We start from the raw sequence: 26975 nt of genomic DNA, 5'->3' as shown, positions 1-26975 counted from the left end.
ATGACCACTTATCTTCAGCGTTATCTGCTGCGCCCGCTACTCTGGTTATTGGCTTCAGTGCTGGTGGGTTTGATCCGGATAATGGGCCGGGCCAGAATACAGAAAATCAGCCGCTACGCCGCCACCGGCCCCATCCTTGCCCGACTGACACGCCTGCTGTTGGCCAAAAAAAACCATTACCTCGACAACAACCTGCAACGCCTGTTGCCTGATGCCAGCGTCGCCCAGCGCCAGCATATCCGTCACCGCTATTACGCCAATATGCTGCTCACCGCCACCGAATCCCTCACCATGGATGGCAACGAACGGCAACGAACACAGATAGAAGGGCTGCAACACGTACAGCGCGCCAAAGACCAGGGACAAGGAATATTATGGGTCAGCGGCCATATCAATAACTGGGAAATGAACCGCCGGATTATCGAGCAACTGGGATTTCCAGCCTGGGAGTTGTACCGCGACTTTGCCGATACCCGTTTTGATTACCTGGGTTTTAACCGGCGTTTTCGGGTCGGCCCCAGAATGATTTCGACCAACCGTACCGGTGAACTGATCCAACATCTGAAAAACGGTGACAACGCCCATATTCTGATCGACATCAAGGTCAAGAAAGGCCGTAACGGCCAACGAATCGACTTTGCCGGACAGCCCGCCTGGACCTCAACCTTTGCCGCTGAAATGGCTTTGCGTCATCACATGGCACTGATTCCGACCTACACCCTAAGAACCAACGATGGCCAGTACCGTCAGGTATTTGAGCCATCACTGACCCCGACACAAGCCGTCGCTGACGACCAGCTGCCGGCACAAGCCCGCCAAATCACCGAACGCATCAACCAGTCCCTGGCCAACCAGCTCAAGCAGGACCCGGCCAGCTGGCTGTTATGGGATACCAACCGCTGGGGGCCATAGTCTCTGCTCTGACTGGCTCGGACACCTGACCTTGTGATGCGCCCTTATTCCGGCAAACGGAGAAAATGCTCGCGATAATGCGCCAGCTCCGCAATGGACTCACGAATATCATCCAGCGCCTGATGACTGCCCGCCTTGTCGAACGAAGACACCACCGACGGCGACCAGCGCTTGGCCAACTCTTTCAGCGTACTGACATCCAGGTTGCGGTAATGGAAAAACGCTTCCAGCTCCGGCATGTATTTGACCAGAAAACGACGGTCCTGATGGATACTGTTGCCACACAAGGGCGAGGTTCCGGCTTTGACATGCTGCTTGAGAAACGCCAGCGTCCGCTGCTCGGCCTCGCGACAACTGATCGGACTGTTGGTGACTCGCTCCACCAGCCCTGAATTGCCATGGGTACGCGTATTCCACTCATCCATGGCATCCAGCAGAATCGCAGGTTGATGAATCGCCATCACCGGACCTTCGGCAATCAGATTCAGCTGACCATCGGTCACAATCGTCGCGATTTCAATAATCACATCCTGCTCTGGCTCCAGACCGGTCATTTCCAGATCCATCCACACCAAATTGTCTTGCTGACTCATGTTGTTTTTCCTGTGTTCATCCAATGACCGGAGTCTAGCAGGTTGTTGAAAAGCGGTGTTTATGGAATCAGGCCGTGCAGGTCATCAATAAAATGATCCAGAGCGCGGCGTTCAATGGTGCGAATGCCTTGTTTCTGCTGCGCCGACAAATACTCATACCGGGAAGCCGCACCAAAATCCCCAAACAGGATATTACCCTCGGCATCAATCAGGGTGTTATGGGCATACAAATCACCATGACACACTTCAGCCTGTTCCAGATGCGACACAATACTGCGCATTTGCTTAACCATATGCTCGACTTGCCGGGAAGAAAAACGCTGCCCCTGGGTAAAGGTATCCCGGGTACAACTTTGTAAACTGGGTGGCTGGCCAAGATTCTGGTAATGGGCAGGAATCAGTTCCATCACCAATGCGCTCATATTGTTTGCGTTGATACGGGCCATCGCCGTGACAAGATTTTTATGGGCGGGCACCGACAAACAGGCATCCAGTTCATCCTCAGGGTAGCCATCACTGGTCACATCGCCGTGAAAAACCTTTACCGCAACCCACTGCTCTGACTGCAATATCTCTTGTTGCTCCAGCGATTGCCAATAAGCCCGGGAAATAATTCCGGAAGCACCTCGTCCCAAGGTCTCGGTCAAGGCCAGCGCTTCAGCGTCCACCAACGGGAAATCGGCATGTGTTTGCCTTGGCGCACAAAAAGGATTACCGGCAAAAGCGAACCAGGCGAGCTTGGGTAACGTTAAGGTAACCGCCGGAAATTCTGCCAGTTGGTTGGCAGAGATACGCAACAAGCCCAACTGGGTTAACTGTTGGAAGCTGTCTGGCAAAAATCCGATTCGGTTACCCGCCAAAGCCAGCTTTTCCAGCTTGCCTAACGACCCGATCGATTCTGGCAGACGTACGATGTCATTATCCGTCAGAATCAACCACCGCAGAGTTCGTGGTAAACAGGTCTCGGAGAGGTGATGGATCTGATTGTGTTTGAAACCAACAATTTCCAGCGCGCTACAGCCACCAATGCCCTCAGGAAAATGCTGAAAATTATTATTCGAGGCAAACAATATTTTCAGATGACGCAGGCGCGACAAGTCATCGGGCAAAGCGGTCAGCTGATTATCAGATAGGTCCAGCACTTCCAGACTGTCGGCCAGGGTAAAAATTTCTTCCGGAAAGGTCTCCAGCGCTTGTGTCAGCTTCAGATGACGACAGCCTTTCAACTCACCATTACGTAACTGTTCAAGGGTTTGCACACCAGCTTCCTTTAATGACTGTTGCTGCTCACTCTATCCATTTGATTTACAAGAGCAAGTTTATACGTTGTCGCTCAGGGAACCATTCGTACACAGTCACCGGGAAACAGGATTCTCAGCCCTCGATCCCTCTGGTGGTTTGCCCAAATGCCACAGGAACTCACAACCGGCTCAGATACCCCAGGCTGAGCGCAGCAGCCGAAGTGCGGTTCTCAACCCCCATTTTACGGAAGACCGTTTCAAGGTGCTTGTTGACCGTGCGCGGGCTCATGGTCAGGATGCGGCCGATTTCCTGGTTGGTTTTACCGCGCGACAACCACAGCAAGACTTCGGCCTCGCGTACCGTTAATTGAAAATGGTCACGCAGCGTCTGGCGCAGCGAGATTTCATCATCATCCACCAGCCGCAATAAATATTCGCCCGGTGCTGGTAAACCCAGAAATTTCACCAGAAACTGCCCTGCATTCTGCTCTACCCGGACTTGCTGAAAGCGTTCCGGAGCACTGGCAAACCAACTCGCCAACGCGGCACTGGTCGCCTCCTGAAACGCCTGTTCGGACAAACCGGATTTGGCCAAGACTTCGATGGTGCGGCTGGAACACCACAACAGCTGGCCGTGCACGTTACAGGCAAAGGTTGGCTGGCCAATTTCATTCAGCGAACCGATTGCCCGGCGCGTCTTGCGGGCATTGCTGATATGAACCTGCACCCGGGCCAGCAATACATCCAGATTCACGGGTTTGGTGACATAATCCACGCCGCCGGATTCCAGCCCTCGGACCACATCCATGCTATCGCTTAACCCGGTCATAAAGATCACGGGAATACCTTCGAGATCAGGATCTTTTTTTAACGCCTCACAGGCTTCAAAGCCGTCCATATTCGGCATCATGGCATCCATTAGAATCAGGTCGGGCATCATTCTTTCGGCCACGGCGAGGGCTTGCAAACCATCCATGGCCACCAACACCGTATACCCGGCCTGCACGAGCATTTCATTCAGCATGCCCAGTGAACCAATGGTGTCATCAGCAATCAGTACCACTCCCTGGGTACTGCTTCCCGATGCCGTGACGCTGACGCTATGTTTCATCATTGATCACCTTCTTGGTCAGTGTGATTAGCTCATCGAACCGGAAGGCCGAGAGGCAGTGTCGTACTCGTCGCAGCATGGTCGCAGCAGCGCCCCGCTGCTCCATCTGCTCAAGCACGGCTTCCATGCCCACAATGTGCCCCACTTCGGCAGCCGCCAGCATTTCCCTCGCTTCTGATAACGTCATATCGACAGGGTCGGCACCCGACGGCGCACTCAGCTCAGATGCATCGTCGTCGTATTGCCATTGCAACTGCAGCACTCTGGCAACCATGTCCAGCAACTTGCGATCGCGGATCGGCTTGATCAGATAGCCGTTATTGAGTCGCTCCGCCGGATCACTGGCGTCCCCCTGAGCCAATGCCGACTGCCGATCTTCGGCATCGGCGGAGACCATCACCACCGGGCTGCTGACGCCGTCGTTCCGCAGTTGGCGCAGCAATTGCCACCCGGTCATTCCCGGCATGGATATATCCATCAACAGCAAATCCACCGGCGTTTGTTGCAATACTCGAATGCAGGCACCGGCATCTTCTGCTTCCAGCACTTCGAAACCGACCGGAGTCAGGATCTCGCTGATCAGGCCCCGATGGGTAGGATCATCATCCACCACCAGCAAGGTTTTTTCTGCGCCCTGGTAACCAACAATCTTGCGCTCTGGTGCAATCCCCGGCTCCGGCAGTGCCACACTGGCGAGCATCATCGACAAACGGAACACACTGCCCTGACCAAATTGGCTGTCGACACTGATATCGCCTCCCATGATATCGGCCAGCAAGCGGGAAATGGTCAACCCCAGCCCGGTCCCTGGCGTTTGGGGGACACCGGGCTTGCGAATCCGCTCAAATGGCAGAAAGATCCGCTGCATGTCGTGATTGCTGATGCCGGGGCCGCTGTCCGTCACCATGAATTCGGCCACCTGGCTGCGATAGCTGATACTCAGCGACACCGTCCCGGCCCGTGTAAACTTGACCGCGTTGGAAAGCAGGTTGATCAGGATCTGGCGCAGGTGCTTTTCGTCCGAACGGACAATCTGTGGCAGGTATGGGCACAACTGATAGTCAAAACGGACGCCCTTGTCTTCGGCTTGCAGCCGGAACATATCGACCAGCTCATCCAGTAACCGGTGCAAGTCAAACTCATCGCGGTGAATTTCCAGACGTCCTGCTTCGATACGGGAAATATCCAGCAATCCTTCGATCAAATCCGCCAGGTGGTCACCACTGCGATGAATCAGCTTCACCTTGTCCCGTTGCCGCCCGGAAAGCGTTTCGTCCTTTTCCAGCAGCTGGGCATAACCGATGATGGAATTCAGCGGGCTGCGCAACTCATGGCTGATGCCCCCGAGATAGCGGCTCTTGGCGCGATTGGCAGCCTCGGCCAGCTCCGTCGATTCCTGCAGGGCCCGGTCGGTGGCTTCGTGGGCAATAATCTCTTGTTGCAACAGCTCGGTTTGCCGCTGGGATTCGTTCAGCGCAAACAAACGGCTTTCGTTGGCCAGCACAAACAGCCAGATCAACACGCCGATGATGATCAGTAACAGCAGATAAACCTGCGCCAGCGTCCCGGCCAGCAGTGAATGCCCTTCGGCATAGGAGGGAATCTGCGCATACACCAGCCAGAACAGGCCCCCCACGATCGATCCGATTATCGCCATCAACCCGGAAAACTGCAGCAGCCTCGGGTTCATTCGTTCCACCATCCAAACGGGCAAGACCATTTCCAACAGTTGCTGAATCTGGTCGCTCAGTCGTGCGTTGTCTTTGCAAAGGTCGTGGCAACGGGATTCCAGCGTGCAGCACAAGGAGCAGATAGCGCCCTTGTACAACGGGCAGCTGGCAATGTCTTCGGCGTCAAAACGGTTATTACACACCACACACTCACAGACCGCGGAATCCTGGACAATGACATCCCTGGCCAGGTAATAACGTCCGCGTGTCAGTATCGCAATCAGGGGAGACACCAGCAGCGCGGTCGTTAACGCAACATAGGGTGATAACGCTTGAGCGACCGGGCCCAATACCCCCATAAAACTGATCACGCCAATGACCGAGGCCAGCACCATGGCTCCGAAACCCACCGGGTTGATGTCGTACAGATAGGCCCGTTTGAATTCGATATGTTTGGGGCTTAGTCCGAGTGGTTTATTGATCACCAGATCGGCGACCAGCGCCCCGACCCAGGCCACCGCAACGTTGGCATAAATACCCAGAATCCGCTCCAGCGATTCATATACCCCCAGCATCATCAGCAGCAGCGCGATCACGACGTTAAACACCAGCCACACCACCCGCCCCGGGTGGCTGTGAGTCAGGCGGGAAAAGAAATTCGACCAGGCAATCGATCCGGCATAGGCATTGGTGACGTTGATCTTGACCTGACACAGCACCACAAACAGCCCGGTCATGGCCAGAATCGCCATGGGTGAGTCCGTCAGATAACCAAAGGCAATATAATAAATGCGAGTCGGGTCAGACGCCTCGGCAATCGACATGCCTGAACTCACCGCCAGTACCGCGAGGAATGACCCGGCCAGAATTTTCAACATGCCCACCACAATCCAGCCTGGGCCGCCCCCGATCAGTGCCAGCCACCAGCGCAAACGGTTTTTGGGCTGCGGCTCCGGCAGGAAGCGCAAAAAATCAACCTGCTCACCAATTTGCGCAATCAAGGCAAATACCACCGCCGATGCAGCGCCAAAATACATCAGGTCAAAATGCCCATCAGCTCCCTCGACGCCCTGAGCCTGCGACATTTCTCCCGGGTAATTCACCCATTCCAGCGCCACCGACCACTCTTGCCAGAGAATGAACACAATCGGCAGTACCTGCAGCACAATCCACAACGGTTGCGTCCACAGCTGAAACCGGCTGATAACGGTAATCCCGTGGGTTACCAGCGGAATCACCAGCAAGGAGCTGAACAGATACCCCGCCCACAGCGGCATACCAAACAGGATATCCATCGCCGAGGCCATGATGGCGGCTTCGATGGCAAAAAAGATAAAGGTAAACGAGGCATAAATCAGCGAGGTGACGGTCGAGCCGATATAACCGAACCCGGCGCCACGGCTGAGCAAATCGATATCCACCCCATAGCGGGCGGCGTAATAGCTGATCGGAATCGAGGTCAGAAAAATAATCGCCGACACCACCATGATGGCAGCAACAGCGGAATCAAAACCGTACATCAGCGTCACGGTGGCCCCAATGGCCTCCATCGCCAGAAATGAAATGGCGCCCAGTGCGGTATTGGAAACCCGGGCCGCTGACCAGCGGCGGGCATCTTTGGCGGTAAAACGTAAGGCAAAGTCTTCCAGTGTCTGGTTTGCGACCCAGCGGTTGTAACTGCGACGACTGGCATACGGCGACGGTTGCGACATGTCTGGTTTATATCCACGGCGATCGTATCGCCTTCCCGAATGAATCAAGACCATAACGACAAGCCTGGCTTGCGGGTATGCGTCAATGTACGTACATCGATGTCACAAGACGCGAATATCCATTCCCCGGCCGATGATGGATGCTGAATAACGTTCCTTACGCCAACAGCAGACCCCATGAAGAGGCCCAATTATGATTTCAAAATCAAGGAATTACGACTCAACCAGAGGTACACGCCGTACCCTGCTACGTCGCATGCTGGCCATTCCGGCCGCCCTGGCGCTGGCACACGTCAGCCTGCCAGCACTGGCTGACAGCGCCAACTCAACCGGCCTTGCCGTGACCGACAGCACCGTCACTGTCGGTATCCTGCACTCCATTACCGGCACCATGGCCATCAGTGAAACCGGTTCGGTACAGGCTGAAAAACTGGCCATCGACCAGATCAATGCCATGGGTGGCGTATTGGGTCGCCAGATTGTATATACCCAGGAAGACGGTGCCAGCGACTGGCCAACCTTTGCCGAAAAAGCCAAGAAACTGCTGGTCCGCGACAAGGTCGCTGCCGTGTTCGGCTGCTGGACCTCGGCTTCCCGCAAAGCCGTATTGCCCGTGTTTGAGCAATACAACGGCATGCTCTACTACCCGACCTTCTACGAAGGACTGGAGCAATCACCCAACGTAATTTATACCGGTCAGGAAGCCACCCAGCAAATTCTCGAGGGTCTCGACTGGGCGGATGATGCCAAAGACGCGAAAAAATACTTTTTATTGGGGTCTGACTACATCTGGCCACGTACCTCCAACAAGATTGCCCGCAAACACATTGAAAGTGTCCTTGGCGACAAAGTGGTTGGCGAAGAGTATTACCCGCTCGGACACACCCAGTTCAACTCGGTTATCAACAAAATCAAACTGAAAAAACCGGATGTCGTCTTTATCTCGGTGGTTGGTGGCTCCAACGTGGCGTTCTACAAGCAGCTGAAAGCCGCGGGCATCGACATGACCAAAGAGAAGCCGCTGTTCCTGACCATTTCCGTGACCGAAGACGAGATCCTCGGCATTGGTGGCGAGAACATCGATGGCATCTACGCCTCCATGAAGTACTTCCAAAGTCTGCCAAACGCCAACAACGAAGCGTTTGTTAAAGCCTTCAAAGCCAAATACGGCGACGACATTGTGATCGGTGATGTCACCCAGGCCGCTTACCTTGGCCCCTGGTTGTGGAAAGCCGCTGTTGAAAAAGCCGGTTCTTTCGATATCGACAAAGTCCGCGCCGCCTCTCCTGACATCGAGCTGACCACCGCTCCAGAAGGTTATGTCCGCATCCACGACAATCATCACCTCTGGTCCAAAACCCGTATCGGCCACGCCCAGCTGGATGGTCAATACAAGGTGGTTTACGAAAGCTCCGAGCTGATCGAGCCTAACCCGTTCCCTGAAGGTTACTAAGCCAGTGTTACCAGGCAAGTGACTCAGCAAGAACCGCAACAAGCGGCCCGCCAGGGCCGCTTCCCCTTCTGCTTATCTTGCTGCTTGTAGCGCTACAACCCACTGGGAGGAAACACCATGTTTGCCGACTACACCATGACCGAGCTGACCTCGATTTTTGCCATGCAGGGATTTGCCGGTCTCACTCTGTTTTCTGTTTTTGTTCTGATGGCACTGGGGCTGGCGATTATTTTTGGCCAGATGGGCGTCATCAATATGGCCCACGGCGAATTCATGATTCTCGGCGCCTACACCACGTACCTGACGTCCAATGTCTTTTCGTCATACCTGCCGGAATCCCTGTACAGCCTGTATTTTTTTGTCGCCCTGATCCTCGCCTTTCTGGCCGCCGGCGCGCTCGGGGCCTTTATCGAATGGGCCATGATCCGGCACCTCTATAAACGCCCACTCGATACGCTGCTGGCCACCTGGGGCCTGAGCCTGATCATGCAACAACTGTATCGCACCATCTTTGGCCCGCGGGAAGTCGGCGTCACCCTGCCCGACTGGCTGATGGGTTCCATCGCCCTGACCGATATGGTGGAAATTCCCATCAACGGCCTGTTTGTGATGGCCATTACGCTGGTGGTCGCCGTTGGTGTGGGTCTGACAATGCAGAAATCCCGACTCGGCAAACAAACCCGGGCCGTGGTGCAAAACCGGCCGATGGCCTCTGCCGTCGGCATCAACACCGCCCGCGTTGACCGCCTGACCTTTGCGCTCGGCTGTGGGATCGCCGGGATCGCAGGAGCCGCTTTTACCATGATCGGTTCAACCGGCCCGACCTCCGGCCAGCTGTACATCGTCGACACCTTTCTGGTGGTGGTTTTTGGTGGCGCATCCAGTCTGGTGGGCACCATCGCATCGGCTTTCACTATCTCTCAGGCGCAATCGACCATGGAATTTTTCCTCAGTGGCTCGATGGCCAAAGTGCTCACCCTGCTCGTCGTCGTTGGCATTTTGATGCTGCGTCCACAAGGGCTGTTCTCTCTCAAAATACGTAAATAAAGAGGTCGCCCATGAACTTTATTGCCCATTTGTTCGCTCGCTACCAGCTCAGCCATATGCTGATTCTGGCGCTGTTGCTGATCGTGGTTCTACCGTTGAGTATGGATATTTTCCGCCTCAACCTGATCGGCAAATATCTGACCTATGCCTTCGTCGCCATTGGTCTGGTGCTGTGCTGGGGCTACGGCGGCATTCTCAGCCTGGGTCAGGGTGTATTTTTTGGCCTTGGCGGTTACTGCATGGCGATGTTTCTGAAGCTGGAAGCCTCCAGCCCGGAAAACACCGCCATCCAGACAACGCCGGGCATCCCGGACTTTATGGACTGGAACCAGCTCACCGAGCTGCCGTGGTTCTGGGAACCCTTCCACAGCTTCGGCTTTACCTTGCTCGCCATTATTCTGGTACCGGCATTTTTCGCCTTTGTGGTGACGGTTGCCATGTTCAAACGCAGGGTTGGCGGGGTGTATTTTGCCATCATCACCCAGGCGGTGGCCGCCATCCTGACCATCCTGATCATTGGCCAGCAAGGCTACACCGGAGGGGTTAACGGCATCACCGACCTGCGCACCCTGCACGGCTGGGATATTCGTACCGACGAAGCCAAGTACATTCTTTATTTCGTCTGCGTGGCCCTGCTGTTTGTCTGTCTGTTTATTGGCAAATACGTCATCAACAGCAAACTGGGACGCCTGTTAGTCGCGATGCGGGAACGGGAAGACCGGGTGCGTTTCTCTGGCTATGACGTCTCGGCATTCAAGATTTTTATCTTCTGTCTGGCTTCGGTGTTCTCCGCCATTGGTGGTGCCATGTTCACCCTGCAGATCGGTTTTATGTCACCCACCTTTGTTGGCATCGTGCCGTCGATCGAAATGGTGATTTTCTGCGCCGTTGGTGGTCGTCTTTCGCTGCTGGGGGCGGTGTATGGCGCTCTGCTGGTCAACGCCGCCAAAACCAGCTTCTCGGAATCCTTTCCGGAACTGTGGCTGTTTGCCATGGGGGCCTTGTTTATCGGTGTGGTCATGGCCTTCCCGAATGGCCTCGCCGGTGTCTGGACAACCTATATCGAACCACGCCTGCCGGCCCGCTTACGCTCTCCCGTACCGCCCAGCACCATTCCCGCCGTCGCGGTGACGACAACGGCCGAAACCTCGTCTACTCCTTCTGCCAACCCCACCGTGGAGCACCGTCATGCTGGAAACTAACAAGCACATTGAGCAGAAGGACTTCGTCCTCAGCGTGGAGGGTCTGACGGTCTCGTTCGATGGCTTCAAGGCCGTCAGCGACCTCTCGCTCTACGTCGAGGAGCAGGAAATCCGCGTCATTATCGGCCCCAACGGTGCCGGTAAAACCACCGTACTGGATCTGATTTGTGGCCGCACCAAGGCCACTGAAGGCTCGATCAAGTTCAAGGGCAAGGAGCTGACCCGCATGAACGAGCACCAGATCGTCCATGCCGGTATCGGCCGCAAGTTCCAGACGCCGTCGATTTACGAAGACCTGACGGTGTTTGAAAACCTCGAACTCTCCTACCCCAGAGGCCGCAACGTCTGGGGAGCACTGACCTTCCGGCGCGACCAGCAGGTAATCGACAAGGTTATCGAAATTGCCGAGATGATCTTCCTCGCCGACAAGCTCGATATGTCCGCCGACCTGCTCAGCCACGGCCAGAAACAATGGCTGGAAATCGGCATGTTGCTGATCCAGGACCCCGAGCTGCTGATGCTCGACGAACCGGTGGCGGGCATGTCGGTTTCTGAACGCCAGCAAACCGCGGCACTGCTGCAAAAAATCACCAAGGACCGTTCAGTGCTGGTGATTGAACACGACATGCAGTTTGTTGCCGACATCGCCGACCGCGTCACCGTCCTGCATCAGGGCAAGGTGCTGTCGGAAGGCTCGATGGAGCGGGTTCAGAACGATCCCAAAGTCATTGAAGTGTACCTGGGCCATTGATCGCCAAGCCGGTAAACGAGGAGATAAACAATGCTTGAGCTAACCGATTACAACGTTGCCTACGGTCAAAGTGACGTGATTCGCAATATGAACCTGAGTGTCGGAGACGAAGAAATTGTCGCCGTGCTGGGCCGTAACGGCATGGGCAAAACCACGCTGATGAAATCGCTGATCGGCATGATTCCGAGCAAGTCCGGAACGGTTGCCCTCAACGGAGTCGATCTGGTGCCACTCCAGAGTTACGAACGCGTCGGCGCCGGTGTCGGCTTTGTGCCACAGGGGCGGATGATTTTCTCCACCATGACGGTGAAAGAAAATATTGAAACCGGCCTCACCTCCACCGGCAAGAATGACATTCCCGAAGATCTCTACGTCATGTTCCCGGTACTGAAAGAAATGCAGCACCGTCGTGGCGGCAACCTGTCCGGTGGCCAGCAACAACAGCTTGCCATCGCACGGGCGTTAGCCAGCAATCCCAGCGTGCTGCTGCTGGACGAACCCACCGAAGGCATCCAGCCCAGCATCATCAAGGAAATGGCGCGCACCCTGCGCACGATCCGCGACCAGCGCAAATTGTCGATCATCGTTTCTGAGCAGGTGCTCAGTTTCGCCCTGGACGTCGCCGATCGCATCCTGGTGATCGAGAAAGGCAACATCGTCCTCGACGTGCCTGTCGAGGAGGCCGATCAGGCCACCATCACCCGCTACCTGTCCGTCTAAACCGAATCTGAGCCAAAGGAGAACAACCATGCGTCATGGTGATATTTCAAGCAGCAACGATACCGTCGGCGTCGCCGTGGTGAACTACAAGATGCCCCGCCTGCACACCAGGGCCGATGTGCTCGACAACGCGGCCAGCATTGCCGATATGATCCAGGGCATCAAAAAAGGTCTGCCAGGGATGGATCTGATTGTATTTCCGGAATACAGCACCATGGGCATCATGTACGACCACGACGAAATGATGGCCACCGCAACCACCATTCCAGGGCCGGAAACCGATATGTTTGCCGCTGCCTGTCGTGCGGCCAACACCTGGGGGGTGTTTTCCCTCACCGGCGAGCAGCACGAAGAACACCCCAACAAGGCGCCCTACAACACCCTGGTGCTGATCAACAATCTCGGTGACATCGTCCAGAAATACCGCAAATGCCTGCCCTGGTGCCCGATCGAAGGCTGGTATCCCGGCGATCGTACCTACGTCAGTGATGGCCCCAAAGGCATGAAGCTGAGCCTGATCATTTGTGACGACGGCAACTACCCGGAAATCTGGCGTGACTGCGCCATGAAAGGCGCCGAGCTGATTGTGCGCTGCCAGGGCTATATGTACCCGGCCAAAGAGCAGCAGGTGATGATGTCCAAGTCCATGGCCTGGGCCAACAACTGCTACGTCGCCGTGGCCAACGCCGCCGGTTTCGACGGGGTTTATTCCTACTTTGGCCACTCCGCCATTATTGGTTTTGATGGCCGCACCCTTGGTGAATGTGGCGAAGAAGACATGGGCATCCAATACGCCCAGTTATCGCTGTCACAAATCCGCGATGCCCGCAAAAACGATCAGTCCCAGAATCATCTGTTCAAGCTGCTGCACCGGGGTTACACCGGCATGCACGCCTCCGGTGATGGTGACCGTGGCGTTGCCGATTGCCCGTTCGAGTTTTACCGCACCTGGGTCACCGATGCCGAGAAGGCCCGCGACGACGTCGAGGCCATGACGCGCAGCACCATCGGTACGGAAGAATGCCCGGTAGGTGGTATTCCGACACCGGAAAAAACCATGGAATCCGGTTCCTGAGGCGCGACGACCATGGTGTTTATTAACGATCGTCTGCAATCACAACAGCGCCAGTCCCACACCAGTGACGCCGCGGCATCCGAACGCCCGGCGCTTTACTCCCGCTTTGCTTTCGAACCGGCGCAGCTGCAACAGCAACTGGAGCGTCATCTGGTGGGGCAGCAGCAAATTATTCATAGCTTGTGCCGCCAGCTGGATGTGCTCAAGGCAGGGCTCAGTGACGATCGTCGCCCACTGCTGACGGCATTGTTCCTTGGCGATACCGGAGTGGGCAAAACCGAAATGGTGCGCCGCATTGCCGAAGCCCTGCATGGTGATGCCAACCACTTCTGCCGCATCGACATGAATACCTTGTCGCAGAGCCATTACAGCGCCGCCATTACCGGGGCGCCGCCGGGCTACGTCGGCAGCAAGGACAACCTGACGCTGCTCAACGAGGAGCTGATCAAGGGCAGCAACAGCCGCCCCGGCATCGTGCTGTTTGATGAAATAGAAAAAGCCAGCCCGGACGTGGTCCGCAGCCTGATGAATATTCTGGATAACGGCGAGCTGACTCTGGCATCGGGTCAGAAAGCACTGAATTTCCGTAACACTCTGGTGTTCATGACCAGCAACCTGGGTTCACGGGCATGGCAGCGCCACCCGCTGCGCCCATGGCTGCCACCCGCATGGCAGGCCAGACTCAAACACCGGTTGCAGCAGCGCGCCCTCGATAATCACTTTGATGCCGAATTCCTCAACCGGATTCATTGCATCGAACGTTTTGCCAGCCTCGGCAGCGAACAACTGCCACAGGTAGTCACCACCCTGCTGAATGAGCTTAACCAGCGCCTGAAAAGACATCAGCTGACCCTGTTGCTCGACGACGCCTGCCTGTTTTGGCTCAGTCGTGGCGACTTTGACCAGCACTACGGTGCCCGGGCCATTCAGCGCTTGTTTCAACGCCAGGTTGTTGTGCCACTGGCCAGCTACCTGCTCACCCTGCCGTCTTGCGCCCATCCTCGCCAGCTGCGCGCCTTGCTACGCAACGACGCCCTGACGTTCAGCGCAGGCCCCATGCCAAGCGCCGCGGCCGACCCGGCCACACACGCTTCAGCGCCTTCACCCTCCAATACCCGCGAAGACGGCCCGGTCGCCGTCGATCCACACGTTTTTTCCAAAGCCGTACTTGCCCATCAAGGAGCTAACCATGACTGATACCATCATCAAAATTGACCTTAACCAGTCTGCTTACGAGAACGACAGCGTCCACAACCGCTGGCACCCGGATATTCCCATGGTGTCTACCGTCAAGCCCGGCGATGACTTTATTATCGAGTGCTATGACTGGACAGGCGGTCAGATCAAGAACGACGACAACGCCGAAGACATCCGTGATGTCGACCTGACCCAGGTGCATTTTCTCTCCGGCCCGGTCGCGGTGGAAGGCGCTCAGCCCGGAGACTTACTGGAAGTGGATATTCTCGATATCGGCACCTTTGCCGAGCAACAATGGGGCTTCAACGGCTTTTTTGCCAAGACAAATGGCGGCGGTTTCCTGACCGACCACTTCCCGCAAGCGCAAAAATCCATCTGGGACTTTAACGGCATCTACACCAAATCCCGCCACGTTCCCGGCGTTGAATTTGCGGGCATTCTGCATCCCGGCTTGATTGGCTGTCTGCCTTCACGGGACATGCTGGATACCTGGAATCACCGGGAAAAAGAACTGTTTGATACCGACCCGGACCGGGAACCGGCGCTCGCCTGCCTGCCGTACGCCGACACCGCTCATATGGGACGACTGGAAGGGGACGAAAAAGCCGCCGCAGCCGCCGAAGGCGCACGGACCGTACCGCCACGAGAGCACGGGGGTAACTGTGACATCAAAGACTTGACCCGTGGTGCCAAGGTGTATTTCCCGGTCTATGTGGACGGTGCCGGTTTATCGGTTGGCGATCTGCATTTCAGCCAGGGAGATGGTGAAATCACCTTCTGTGGCGCCATTGAAATGGCCGGCTGGATTCATTTGCGCGTCAACCTGATCAAGGATGGCATGGCCAAATACCAGGTCAAAAATCCGATCTTCAAACCCAGCCCTCTGGTTCCCAAATACGATGACTATCTGATTTTTGAAGGTATCTCAGTGGATGATGCCGGCAAACAGCATTACCTCGATACCAGCCTGGCGTACAAGCAAGCCTGTATGAACGCCATCAATTACCTGACCAAATTCGGTTATACCGAAGCCCAGGGTTACGCCATTATTGGCTGTGCACCGATTCAGGGACACATCAGTGGCGTCGTGGATATTCCGAACTCTTGCGCCACCTTGTGGTTACCGACCGATATCTTCGAATTTGATATCAAACCGTCTGCCGATGGCCCCATCAAGCATCTGGATGGCTCCATCGATATTCCCAAAGCAGCCGATCTCGACTGATCCACGCGCCCATTGGCAGTGGCCGGGTAACCGCGCCACTGCTGTTGTTTTCCCATGATGTGCACTGACAGACTGCCGGAGATAGCCACCATGCCCATGTATGACTACAAATGCCCGCACCACGGGGTTTTTCAGGAACTGGCCCCGATGCAAGAGCACGACCAGCCCCAGCCATGCCCTCAATGCCACACCCGTTCGGCCCGGGTCATTGTTTTGCCCCCGGCCATTGCCAAAGTGCTGAAGGAAACCCGCGCCGCCATGGAGCGTAACGAGAAATCCCGCGAAGCACCCGATGTCATGAGCGCCAGCCAGTACCAGGAAAAAGAGCACGAGAAAAAGCAGCAACACCTGTTTGATAACCGTCACAAGCATGACAAGGGCTGCGGCTGTGGCAGCAAGCGCAAGAGTAACCTGATGTACACCGCCAATGGCGAAAAAATGTTCCCGGGCATGCGGCCCTGGATGATCAGCCATTGAGGCTGGTTATGACCCGTGCAGCTCTGCCGTCTGGTGCAAGGCTGCGCGGCAAAAAAGCCGGCCCGGCCCCGGTACCATTAATCCAGCAGCGATGGGTCCTGAACGATCATCAGCTGCTTCATTTCCTCGAAGTGCTGGCGCGAAAAGTCCGGGATACTTTCCCAGTCCCGTGCTGTTTTCTCCGCCACCTCATCCGGCAGGATATTCAGCGGCTGACCCGTTGACCAGGCGGCCACCAGAATCTGGCAGGCGCGTTCCAGTGTCCAGATATCATCAAACGCCACGCCAATATCAGTACTGGTCACCATCACGCCATGATTACCCATCAACAAGCGGCTGTTGTTTTTCAGCAGGCCGGACAAACGCGCCCCTTCTTCCACGGTATTGGCCATGCCGCCAAACAGGGTGTCGACAGACATCCGGTTAAAATACCGGGCGGTGTTCTGATCAATCGCAGGAATGTGCGGGTTCTTCATCGTCGCGATAGCGGTGGTGTACACCGGGTGCAGATGCATCGCAACACGGACATGGGGCAAACGCTGGTGCAGCTGGCCATGGATCGACCAGGCGGTGGCATCCACTTCAGGCCGTTCGGCGTTGCTGGCATCGTCGGCATCCAGCAACAGCATGTCGCTGGCACAGACGCGGGAAAAATGTTTCCACTTGGGGTTCATCAGAAACTGTTTGCCATCGTCGGAAACGGCGGCACTGAAATGGTTAGCCACAGCCTCATGCATACCCAGGTGGGCAACAATGCGGAGGCTGGCTGCTAGATCGATCCGCAACTGCTCTTCGAGAGAAAGCGACATAGGTTACTCCGGTAAAATGCGTACTTGCGCTATACGTCAATGATGCGTCAGCGTTGATAGGGGCTGCTGTCGATAATGATGTGTTGACTGCCAGCCAATGGGGATTGTTATGGGTAGCCAGGTATCCAGAGCGATTGACGCTGGCTCTTCATACCCGTGGCTCCAACCCTGGATTCTGATGCGGCAACAGCAACCAGAACCCAGTATTGAACCCTCAAAAGCAGGCTTATTTTTTCGGCAACAACGACTCAATATCGGCCGCGGTCGGTGCCTGGAAGTTGTATTTTTTCAATAACGCGGCGTATTCCGGCGTTTTACTGAATTTTTCGATCCCTGCAATCAGGGCGTTGCGAACGATGTCGTTGCCTTTTTTCACCCCGAAACCGTTCAGCACCGGATAAATCAGCGTCCTGGAAGAAATCACAACTCGACCACCCAGTTTCTCCACCACACCCCGAGCAACAGCCGCATCGGTAATCTGGGCTTCTACTGCATGCGACAGCATTGCTTGGGTAGTCTGGGGATCGGTTGGGTATTCACTGATCGCGATTGGCTTCAGTCCATTGGCTTCACAATATTCTACCGACAGCGTCTGCAACTGTTTCAGCCAGGCCGTGCCCGCCATGGAACCAATGCGGTGACCACAGAAATCTTCTGGCATTTCAGGCTGATAGTCACTGCCTTTGATCGACAGAATGGATTCACCACTTTTCAGGTAAGGAATCATGTCGATCACTTTCATACGATCGGCAGTGATGTACATCGACGAGTTGGTGATGTCGAAACGGCCACCCCGCAAACCGGGAATCAGGTTAGCCCAACGAGTATCAATATTAATGGCTTCCCGGCCCATGACCTTGCCAAGCCCTTCCAGGAATTCAATATCGAACCCCTTCGGTTTGTTGTTTTCCATATATTCATAAGGAAAAAAGGTGATATCTGAACCAGCGATGATTTTACCAGGTTCCTTGAATGCCAAGGTGCTGAGGGATGTCAGCGACAGCGCTGCTCCAACAATACCTACGGCGACAGAACGCACCGTTGAACCTGCAGTACGGGCAAAAAACGTCATGATCATTTCTCTCGAGAGTCTATTGGGAATCAGGAATCAGTAGTTGAGCGGATCATTACCCGCCTGTTGCACAAAGAACGAGGCGCCCTTGGGCTTTTCTGGCAGACGCAGGGTATTGTTGGTGCTGCGTATTTCACCACTTTCTTCACCCCATACCAGTTCGCCAGAATGGATGCTCGGCAGCGGGTTGTCCCCGTATGGCAAGGCATCTTCAGCGGCGTACACATTGATAAAAATGGTGCGAGGCAATTCGGTTTCATTCGGGCTGGAAGCATGCAACACACGAGTATGCATAAAACACACGGAACCAGCAGGGCCGTAACAAGAGGTTGGTTGCTGGCAGTGCTCGGCGATCACGGCGTCATCAACCGTGCCGGTAAAGCGGTCATGCTGCCAGTGGGAGAACAGCGGGCCACGATGGCTGCCCGGTACCACTTGCAAAGGGCCGTTGGCCGGAGTGACTTCGCTGATCATCAGCAGACAGGTCACCAGATCATCATTGCTGTGGGGGGTAAACGGAAAATCCTGATGCCATTTCACTTCCGTCGCAGTGTGTGGCAGTTTGGAGTTCACCTTGCTGTGGTGCAGGCGGGCACCGCGACTGCCGACCAGCTGACCGGCAATTTGTGCAACCCGTGATTGCAGCGCAATACGCTTGAAGACGTCTGAAATCTCAGTCGGCGAGCTGACGCGTCGCAGCGATGGGTGATCCGCTGCGTGGTCACCTTCGATATCAAAACGGGCGCGCCCATCAATCGTTTCACCCCATGGGGTTTCGTGCTTGCGGCTTTCTTCTACCCAACCATCAAATTCGGATTGCAGGGCCGCAACGTCATCCGGGTTCAGTACATTGTTAACAAGCAGAAAACCTTGTTCGTGATATTGGTCTATTTGCCATTGTTCAATCATGAGTCACTCCCAAATATATTAAATCAGGCCAAAGAAACATCTTTCAAAAAGGCATCCACGCGAGGGTTCTGGCCACTGCGTAATACCTCGGGCGTGTCGTCACACACCACGCGCCCTTTTTCCATAAAGACAATGCGATCGGATACCTTGAAGGCAAAGTTCATCTCGTGGGTAACAATCACCATGGTGATGCCTTCTCGTGCCAGGTCTTCAATCACCTGCAGCACCTCGTTCACCTTCTCCGGGTCCAGCGCCGACGTCGGCTCATCGAACAACATGATTTGCGGCCGCATCATCAACGCCCGGGCAATTGCGACCCGCTGTTGCTGACCACCGGACAATTGATGAGGGTATTTCCAGGCGTGTTCGAGCATGCCCACCTTGTTCAATAGCTGGTAAGCCTGCATCTCTAGCTCATGCCGGTCGGCGATGCGGTGATAGCAGGGTGCCAGCATCAGGTTATCGAGCACACTGAGGTGTGGAAACAGGTTGAAACTCTGGAACACCATGCCAATCTTGCGGCGATGCTCTGAGTGCTCAACAAAGTGGGACTTATCTGGCCCATGGTGATGCAGCTGCAGAAACGGCTGACCATTCAGATCGATTTCGCCATGATCCAGTTGCTCCAGACCATTCATCAGCCGAATCAGGGTGGTTTTGCCGGAGCCGGATGGCCCGATGATGGACACCACTTCTCCGGGATTGATGCTCAGGTCGACCGACCCAAGGACTTCAACATTATTGAAGGCCTTGTGTAGCTGCGATACCTGCAACGCCGGGCCATCAAATTCATTGGGTGGTGTCAGAGCAGCCGCCGGCGCCTGATTGACAGCGGCGGTCAGTGCTGCTGATGGGACCTTGCTTTTCTTGTTGGTCACGTCGAGATAGCCTTCAAGACGCTTCAGCAAAAAATCAAACAAGGTAACGATAAAGACATAAAACGCTGCCACCGCTGCCATGGTTTCCAACACCAGAAAGTTCTGGGAATACAGGCGTTGACCCACCATCAGAATTTCCGTCAGCGAAATCACCGAGACCAGCGACGTCAGTTTGACGATGGAAATATACTCATTGGCAAGGGAGGGTAACGCCACTCGTAATGCCTGGGGAATCACCACCAGCCACTGGATACCAAAAAAACGCACCCCGAGAGCACGGGCCGCTTCACCCTGTCCTTTGGGGATCGACAGCAAACCACCCCGGTGGATTTCAGCAACATAGGCACTTTCGCACAGCACCAGGGCAATCAGACCAGCCCAGAAAGGATCACTCATGATCACGCTACTGATCGGCAATACCTGCGGCATGTTATAAACAAAAATAAGCAGTACCAGTAACGGTACACTTCGGAACAGCCAGATATAAAAGCTCGCCGGTATATTTAACAGCGGTCGACTGGATTGTTTCCCCAAGGCCAGTAAAAAGCCCACGACAACACTCAACCCCCAACTGGCCAAACTGAGTTTGATAACGGTCCAGGTTGCCAACCAGAAATCGGTTAGACTGAATAGACTGAACATGTAGTCCCAATCAAATGCCATAGGGTTACCACCTGATAATAAAATTATAAAACCGTCTATGCTCTTCCAAAGAGCAAGCGGGTTTCAAATAGGTGTAATTACTATGAAGGAATATACAAATCGTAAACAATTATTATTTTTTGAGCTTCTAGATTTAAAAAAAATAGGTAGTATCCAGATCAATTTTTCACAAACCTTTTACGCCCATTACCAAATTGCACCCGAATACATGGCATTTTATGCACCAGCAGAAATCACAACGCCCCAAAACAACGCACACATATTGATTTATTAGTACCATATCCAAAGCCAAACCGGCATATTTCAGGGCATTCCGGTCCAAATCACTTCCGCTAGCGAACAGGCCAATTCATTCCGATCATGGCATGCCTATTGCAAATAAAAAATATATAGGAACTAATACACTGACAATATTTTATAGATGATTCATCCATGAAAAACTTCACGCTGAAGCAGTTGCACTACTTTACCACGGTCGTTGAAACCCAAAGTATCGCCGAGGCCTCCCGTCGGCTGCACATTGCCCAACCGTCTATATCTATCGCCATCAAGAACCTTGAAGACACCTTCGACCAGCAGCTGTTGATACGGCATCATGCCCAAGGGGTGTCGCTGACACCAGGAGGTCGCCGCTTTTATGAAAAAGCCAAAGAGCTCCTGCGCCTCTCCTATGAATTTGAGCAAAATTCACTGGCCAGCAGTGACCAGACCTCAGGTAAAATCACGGTTGGCAGCTTTGAATCCGTTGCACCGCTGTATATTCCCCGGCTGATTGCCGGATTCAAGAAAGTGTACCCGGGCATCGATGTACAACTGCATGATGGCGAGCAGCACGAACTGATGATCGGTTTGCACCGGGGCCAGTTTGACCTGGCGTTTCTGTACGACCTGGAGCTGGACAACTCCATCCGACGGGAAGCCCTGAATGCGCCCCATCGCCCCTATGCCCTGCTGCCCATCGGCCATCCGCTGGCCCAGCAGCCATCAGTGACCCTGACCGAACTGAGCCGGGAGCCTATGGTGTTGCTGGATGTCATTCCCAGCAGAAACTATTTTTTAAGCCTGTTTACCGAAAAAGGACTCCACCCGGAAGTCGCCTACGCTTCGCCTTCTATTGAAATGGTCCGCTGTATGGTGGGTCAGGGACAAGGGTTTTCAATACTGGTTACCCGGCCACTGACCAATACAACCTACGACGGCCAGGAGCTGGCTCATGTGGAGATTGAAGATGAAATGGAAAGCTCTACCCTGATTATGGCTTATCTTAAAAACAATGAACCCACTCACCCTGCTCGCTTGTTTATGGACTATTGCCGTAATTACAATCTGGGCGAATCCACCATAAAAACAGCTAATAATTATTAGCCTGAATGATCACTGCTGGTGCGAGATATTTTTTCTATCGAGATCGTATATTTATAATAATTTACTGAATTTATTGTCTGCCATAACCTAGCTTTATTCATCCCAAGGTAATAAAGCCTGGCATTTAGAAGGCATGCAGACATGACAGAAAATATGACAAACATCGATACCCTTATCGTTGGGGCTGGTCAGGCAGGCATCGCCATGAGTGAGCATCTGACGCGCCTGGAGGTACCTCATCTGGTTCTGGAAAAGAATCGTATTGCTGAAGCCTGGCGCAGCGTTCGCTGGGATTCTCTGGTCGCCAATGGCCCAGCCTGGCATGACCGTTTCCCGGGCATGACCTTTCCCGGAGCCGATGCTGACAGCTTTGTCCCCAAAGACAAGGTGGCTGATTATTTTGTCTCCTATGCAGAAAAATTCAACGCGCCGATTCGTACCGGCGTCGAAGTCCTGAGCGTCGTGCGCAACGAAGGCGCTGGCGGTTTTACCGTCACGACATCCGACGGCATTATCCAGGCCCAGCGAGTGGTATCGTCCACTGGCCCCTTCCAGATTCCGGTGATTCCTGCCGCAGCCCCGCAAGACCCGGAATTATTGCAGATTCATTCCGCCCACTACCGTAACCCGGAACAGCTGCCAGAAGGTGGGGTACTGGTAATTGGTGCCGGTTCGTCCGGCGTACAGATTGCCGACGAGCTGCAACGGTCAGGCAAAAAAGTATATCTGTCGGTCGGACCTCACGACCGTCCACCCCGCAGCTACCGCGACCGCGACTTTGTGTGGTGGCTGGGTGTGCTGGGTTTGTGGGATGCCGCTGCCAACGAACCCGGTAAGGAACACGTTACCATTGCGGTCAGTGGTGCCCACGGTGGCCAAACCATCGACTTCCGCCAGCTGGCACAACAGGGCCTGAACCTGGTTGGCCGTACTGAGTCTTTCGACAACGGTGTTGCCTGCTTCCGCAACGACCTGGCCGACAATATCAAGGCCGGTGACGCCAATTATCTATCGTTACTCGACCGCGCCGATGCCTACGTCAGCCGTCACGGACTGGATTTGCCCGAAGAACCACAGGCTCGGGAATTCCTTGCCGACCCGGAGTGCATGACCCAACCGACGCTGGAGCTGGATCTCAAGCAAGCAGGTATCACCGCCATTATCTGGGCGACCGGTTATGCCACCGATTACAGCTGGCTGCAGGTCGATGCCTTTGATGACAAGGGACAACCCAAACATCATCGCGGCGTATCCAGCGAGCCTGGTGTCTACTTCCTCGGCTTGCCATGGCTCTCCCGCCGCGGCTCAACCTTTATCTGGGGCGTATGGCATGACGCCAAATACATCGCTGACCAGATCGTTATCCAACGTCAATACCAGTACTACCGTCACAGCTGAAACAGGAATCATCATGGTAACGCATACCCGTATCCGCATGTTCAACACTAAAGAAACCTACCCGAACCAGACGCTGGATAACGATCTATGCCAGGCGGTACGAGCGGGTAATACCGTCTATGTTCGTGGTCAGGTCGGTACCGACTTCGAAGGTAATCTGGTTGGCCTGGGAGACCCGCAAGCCCAGGCCGAGCAGGCAATGAAAAACGTTAAACAGCTACTGGCAGAAGCCGGTAGCGACCTGAGTCATATCGTCAAAACCACGACCTACATTACCGACCCGCGTTACCGTGAGCCGGTGTACCGGGAAGTGGGTCGTTGGCTCAAAGGGGTTTACCCTATCTCTACCGGACTGGTAGTGGCCGGTCTGGCACAGCCTCAGTGGTTGATGGAAATCGACGTCATCGCCGTGATTCCAGATCAGGCAGCAGACAAGGAGCCAGCATGACCGTCTCCCTGTCCGCCTATTGCCCGGAAACCGGTCAACTGGGCGTAGCAATCAGTTCATCCAGTATTGCCGTTGGCGCCCGCTGCCCCTGGTTGCAAGCAGGCATTGGCGCGGTTTCCAGCCAGAACATCACCTTGCCCGCACTGGGGCCTGCCATTCTCGCCCGACTGGAGCAAAACCAGTCGTCCGAACAGGCCTTGAAAGCTGCTCTGGCCGACGACCGTTTCAGTGCCTATCGCCAGGTGACAGTGATCGACAACAAAGGGGTCCGCGCCTGTTTCAGTGGTACCGAAACCCTCGGCACATCCGCCATGAAACAAGGCCTGCACTGTGTTGCAGCGGGAAACATGCTCGCGAATGACGGTGTTATCGATGCCATGATCAGTGCCTTTGAAGCCTCCTCCGGTGAGCTGACCGGCCGCCTGATCCAGGCGCTGGCGGCCGGGATTGCCCAGGGTGGCGAAGCTGGGCCGGTGCATTCTGCGGCCGTCAAGGTTGTCGATGATTATATCTGGCCGCTGGTCGACTTGCGTGTCGACTGGGCAGACGAGAACCCCATTGGCGTACTCGAACAACTGTGGCAAGACTATGAACCACAAATGCAGGCTTATGTAACTCGGGCACTGGACCCCCGCGACGCCCCCAGCTATGGCGTTCCCGGCGATGAATAACCCGACCACCAGCCAAGCCAGGCCAACACTGAGCGAAGAACTTCGCCATTTGTTGGCCATGCTACTGGCCCACGACACCACCAGTCGCGAGTCCAATCTGGCGCTGATTGAATCAATCCGGGACTACCTCGATCAACTCGGTATCCCATCAGAGTTGATCTTCAACCCAGAGCGCACCAAGGCCAACCTGTATGCCCGGCTTGGCCCGGCTGGGGACGGCGGCGTCATGTTATCCGGCCATACGGATGTGGTGCCGGTGGATGGCCAGTCATGGTCTTACCCACCCTTCCAGCTGACCGAAGACGAGGGCCGTTGTTACGGCCGCGGCAGCGCCGATATGAAAGGCTTTATTGCCTGTGTACTGGAGGCGGTTCCCCGCTTTCAGCAATCCGCCCTGACCATGCCTTTGCATCTGGCTTTCTCATACGACGAGGAAGTCGGCTGCCTTGGCGTACCCGGTTTGATTGACCATATCCAGTCATCACCGGACCATCCTGCCATGTGCATTATTGGCGAGCCAACCAGCATGCAGCCGGTTTATGGTCACAAGGGCAAGGTCGGTATGCGCTGCAAGGTCAAGGGCCATGCCTGCCATTCGGCCTACGCGCCCGAGGGAGTCAATGCCATTGAGTATGCAGCCAGGCTGATCGGCAAGCTGACGGATCTGGCCGAGCCGCTGAAGCAGCAACAGGATCGCCGTTTTGATCCCCCTTACAGCACGCTGCAAACGGGCAAGATCCAGGGTGGCGTGGCGCTCAATATCGTACCGGAAGCCTGCCAGTTTGATTTTGAAATGCGCTATCTGCCCGATACCGATGTCAACGCAACACTGGACAAACTGAAGGACTTTGCCGCTTCAACCCTGCAGCCGGCAATGCAAACCGTGCACCCGGACGCAGGGATTCATTTTGAGATGTTGGCATCCTACCCGCCGTTGCTCACTGATCCGCAATCCCGCTTTGCCCAATGGCTCAGCGAATGGAGCGGCAGCCATGACTTCACCACCGTCGCTTTTGGTACCGAAGGTGGACTGTTCGATCAGGCTGGTGTGGCCACGCTGGTCTGTGGCCCTGGCAGTATGGATCAAGGACACAAGCCGGATGAGTTCGTCACGATCGGGCAGCTTGGGCGCTGTTGCGACATGCTGGAAAACTTGCGTAACTGGATGGTCAGCCACTGAGCCACCCGGATAACGAGGCACCGGCAGCCATTGTGCAGCCGGTGCATTGACTCTGGCCAGAATCACCGCTGGCCAACGCTTGCGCTTCCTGCAGCCAGCACGGAGAATGACGGCCGAACCGACACTCTGAGTAATGCATGGCCAAACGAAAACTCACCAAAAAACAATCCTGGCGTATTGCCAAGATTCAGGAAGAAAAAGCCCAGCGCGCCCAGCAAAAAGAGGCGGTGATTTCCGACCAGCTCAACGCCGGTGAACTCGGCGACGAGATGCACGGCCAGGTGATCGCCCACTTTGGTGCCCAGGTAGAAGTGGAAGACAACGACCGCAATACCTACCGCTGTTTTTTGCGGGCCAACCTTGGCTCTCTGGTCACTGGCGACAAAATTGTCTTCCGCCCGGCACCGGCCAATGCCCAGGGAGTCAATCAGGGCGTCGTTGAAATGGTGCAGCAACGTGACTCCGAGCTGTCACGCCCCAACCCGTACAACGAGATCAAGCCGGTAGCCGCCAATATCGACTTTATTGTGCTGGTGATTGCCCCCGAACCACACGCGCACGCCAATCTGATTGACCGTTATCTGGTGGCCGCCGAAAACTGCCACATCGAACCCATTATTCTGCTCAACAAAACCGATCTGCTGGACGACCTCAGTCTGTTCCATCTGGAGCCACTGCTACAGCGTTATGCCGATCTGGGGTATCGCATACTGCAGGTCTGTGCCAATGAACCGGAAAGCCTTGGGGAATTAAAAGAATTCCTTAACGATCGCGTCAGCGTCTTTGTTGGCCAATCCGGGGTCGGCAAGTCATCCCTGATTGGCACCCTGTTACCCGGTGAAGAACTCAAGGTCGGGCCGCTGTCGGAAAATACCCGCAAAGGCAAACACACCACCACCACCGCCCGGCTGTATCATTTTCCCGCCGGTGGCGACCTGATTGACTCCCCGGGAATCCGTGAGTTTGGTCTCTGGCATATGAGCGAAGACGACGTGCTGTACGGTTTCCGTGAGTTACGGGCACTGGCGGGACATTGTCGCTTCCGTGATTGCCATCATGAATCCGAACCCGGTTGTGCCTTGCTGCAAGCCGTCGATGAAGAACTGATCAGTCAGGAACGCTTTATCAGCTACAAACGGATTGTCGAGACCCTGTCGGAGCTCTGAACGCCTGACAGCGGTCTCCGGCTTGGATAC

The 26975-nt window shown here is 55.1% G+C and carries 24 protein-coding genes; 16 read left to right on the top strand and 8 right to left on the bottom strand.

Going from position 1 to position 26975, the window contains the following annotated elements; translation table 11 throughout:
- Positions 1-912 (top strand): lysophospholipid acyltransferase family protein, encoded by a 912-nt coding sequence (locus tag Q4551_RS08790; protein ID WP_303433191.1) that lies wholly within the window; start codon positions 1-3, stop codon positions 910-912.
- A gap of 44 nt (positions 913-956) precedes the next feature.
- Here the strand turns inward: Q4551_RS08790 and orn are convergent, their stop codons facing one another.
- The 4 genes from orn to Q4551_RS08770 form a co-directional block, all read right to left on the bottom strand.
- Positions 957-1505, bottom strand: coding sequence for an oligoribonuclease (orn, locus tag Q4551_RS08785; RefSeq protein ID WP_303433189.1), 549 nt, complete (start codon positions 1503-1505; stop codon positions 957-959).
- A gap of 59 nt (positions 1506-1564) precedes the next feature.
- A complete protein-coding gene (locus Q4551_RS08780) occupies positions 1565-2764 on the bottom strand; it encodes a leucine-rich repeat-containing protein kinase family protein (protein ID WP_303433188.1) in 1200 nt (399 codons plus the stop codon).
- Between the two features lie 160 nt (positions 2765-2924).
- Positions 2925-3860, bottom strand: a complete 936-nt coding sequence (locus Q4551_RS08775) for a response regulator transcription factor (protein WP_303433187.1) — start codon at positions 3858-3860, stop codon at positions 2925-2927.
- Positions 3847-7239 (bottom strand): ATP-binding protein, encoded by a 3393-nt coding sequence (locus tag Q4551_RS08770; protein ID WP_303433186.1) that lies wholly within the window; start codon positions 7237-7239, stop codon positions 3847-3849. The genes Q4551_RS08775 and Q4551_RS08770 overlap by 14 nt, the downstream gene beginning before the upstream one ends.
- Positions 7240-7432: 193 nt before the next feature.
- Between Q4551_RS08770 and urtA the strand changes: the two genes are divergently transcribed.
- From urtA to Q4551_RS08725, 9 genes are all read left to right on the top strand, one after another.
- Entirely contained in the window at positions 7433-8692 is a 1260-nt protein-coding gene (urtA, locus tag Q4551_RS08765) for an urea ABC transporter substrate-binding protein (protein ID WP_303433185.1), read from the top strand.
- 117 nt (positions 8693-8809) lie between these two features.
- Complete coding sequence (gene urtB, locus Q4551_RS08760; RefSeq protein WP_303433184.1) at positions 8810-9739, top strand: urea ABC transporter permease subunit UrtB; 930 nt, start codon at positions 8810-8812, stop codon at positions 9737-9739.
- An 11-nt stretch (positions 9740-9750) separates the two neighbouring features.
- Positions 9751-10941 (top strand): urea ABC transporter permease subunit UrtC, encoded by a 1191-nt coding sequence (gene urtC, locus Q4551_RS08755; protein WP_303433182.1) that lies wholly within the window; start codon positions 9751-9753, stop codon positions 10939-10941.
- Positions 10928-11692, top strand: a complete 765-nt coding sequence (gene urtD / locus Q4551_RS08750; protein WP_303433181.1) for an urea ABC transporter ATP-binding protein UrtD — start codon at positions 10928-10930, stop codon at positions 11690-11692. The genes urtC and urtD overlap by 14 nt, the downstream gene beginning before the upstream one ends.
- A gap of 30 nt (positions 11693-11722) precedes the next feature.
- On the top strand, positions 11723-12412 hold the full coding sequence (urtE, locus tag Q4551_RS08745) for an urea ABC transporter ATP-binding subunit UrtE (protein WP_303433179.1): 690 nt from the start codon (positions 11723-11725) through the stop codon (positions 12410-12412).
- A 28-nt stretch (positions 12413-12440) separates the two neighbouring features.
- Positions 12441-13487, top strand: coding sequence for an aliphatic amidase (locus tag Q4551_RS08740; protein WP_303433178.1), 1047 nt, complete (start codon positions 12441-12443; stop codon positions 13485-13487).
- A 12-nt stretch (positions 13488-13499) separates the two neighbouring features.
- Positions 13500-14684 carry an AAA family ATPase gene (locus tag Q4551_RS08735; protein WP_303433177.1) on the top strand — a complete coding sequence of 395 codons (1185 nt, stop codon included), beginning with the start codon at positions 13500-13502 and terminating at the stop codon, positions 14682-14684.
- The gene (fmdA, locus tag Q4551_RS08730; protein WP_303433176.1) at positions 14677-15909 is read left to right on the top strand and encodes a formamidase; all 1233 of its coding nucleotides are present in this window, start codon (positions 14677-14679) and stop codon (positions 15907-15909) included. The genes Q4551_RS08735 and fmdA overlap by 8 nt, the downstream gene beginning before the upstream one ends.
- Positions 15910-15999: 90 nt before the next feature.
- Positions 16000-16386: a zinc ribbon domain-containing protein gene (locus Q4551_RS08725; RefSeq protein ID WP_303433175.1), complete on the top strand. Its 387-nt coding sequence runs from the start codon at positions 16000-16002 to the stop codon at positions 16384-16386.
- Between the two features lie 77 nt (positions 16387-16463).
- Here Q4551_RS08725 and Q4551_RS08720 read toward each other — a convergent pair whose 3' ends face one another.
- The 4 genes from Q4551_RS08720 to Q4551_RS08705 form a co-directional block, all read right to left on the bottom strand.
- Entirely contained in the window at positions 16464-17195 is a 732-nt protein-coding gene (locus Q4551_RS08720; RefSeq protein ID WP_303433174.1) for a class II aldolase and adducin N-terminal domain-containing protein, read from the bottom strand.
- 226 nt (positions 17196-17421) lie between these two features.
- Entirely contained in the window at positions 17422-18267 is an 846-nt protein-coding gene (locus Q4551_RS08715) for a transporter substrate-binding domain-containing protein (RefSeq protein WP_303433173.1), read from the bottom strand.
- A gap of 36 nt (positions 18268-18303) precedes the next feature.
- Positions 18304-19176 carry a phytanoyl-CoA dioxygenase family protein gene (locus Q4551_RS08710; protein WP_303433171.1) on the bottom strand — a complete coding sequence of 291 codons (873 nt, stop codon included), beginning with the start codon at positions 19174-19176 and terminating at the stop codon, positions 18304-18306.
- 23 nt (positions 19177-19199) lie between these two features.
- A complete protein-coding gene (locus Q4551_RS08705; RefSeq protein ID WP_303433170.1) occupies positions 19200-20717 on the bottom strand; it encodes an amino acid ABC transporter permease/ATP-binding protein in 1518 nt (505 codons plus the stop codon).
- Between the two features lie 432 nt (positions 20718-21149).
- Between Q4551_RS08705 and Q4551_RS08700 the strand changes: the two genes are divergently transcribed.
- The 6 genes from Q4551_RS08700 to rsgA all read left to right on the top strand — a co-directional run bounded on the left by Q4551_RS08700 (position 21150) and on the right by rsgA (position 26945).
- The gene (locus tag Q4551_RS08700; RefSeq protein ID WP_303433169.1) at positions 21150-22082 is read left to right on the top strand and encodes a LysR substrate-binding domain-containing protein; all 933 of its coding nucleotides are present in this window, start codon (positions 21150-21152) and stop codon (positions 22080-22082) included.
- A gap of 153 nt (positions 22083-22235) precedes the next feature.
- The gene (locus Q4551_RS08695) at positions 22236-23480 is read left to right on the top strand and encodes an NAD(P)/FAD-dependent oxidoreductase (RefSeq protein WP_303433168.1); all 1245 of its coding nucleotides are present in this window, start codon (positions 22236-22238) and stop codon (positions 23478-23480) included.
- 13 nt (positions 23481-23493) lie between these two features.
- Positions 23494-23928 carry a RidA family protein gene (locus Q4551_RS08690; RefSeq protein ID WP_303433167.1) on the top strand — a complete coding sequence of 145 codons (435 nt, stop codon included), beginning with the start codon at positions 23494-23496 and terminating at the stop codon, positions 23926-23928.
- Positions 23925-24599: a DUF1028 domain-containing protein gene (locus Q4551_RS08685; protein WP_303433166.1), complete on the top strand. Its 675-nt coding sequence runs from the start codon at positions 23925-23927 to the stop codon at positions 24597-24599. The genes Q4551_RS08690 and Q4551_RS08685 overlap by 4 nt, the downstream gene beginning before the upstream one ends.
- The gene (gene argE, locus Q4551_RS08680) at positions 24592-25779 is read left to right on the top strand and encodes an acetylornithine deacetylase (protein ID WP_303433165.1); all 1188 of its coding nucleotides are present in this window, start codon (positions 24592-24594) and stop codon (positions 25777-25779) included. Before Q4551_RS08685 ends, argE begins: the two co-directional genes overlap by 8 nt.
- Before the next feature lie 137 nt (positions 25780-25916).
- Positions 25917-26945, top strand: a complete 1029-nt coding sequence (gene rsgA / locus Q4551_RS08675; protein WP_303433164.1) for a small ribosomal subunit biogenesis GTPase RsgA — start codon at positions 25917-25919, stop codon at positions 26943-26945.
- Positions 26946-26975: the final 30 nt, after the last annotated feature.

It is taken from the genome of Oceanobacter sp. 5_MG-2023 (assembly GCF_030548165.1).
Classification (GTDB): Bacteria; Pseudomonadota; Gammaproteobacteria; order Pseudomonadales; family Oceanobacteraceae; genus Oceanobacter.
This window is presented reverse-complemented; position numbering and strand designations above follow the sequence as displayed.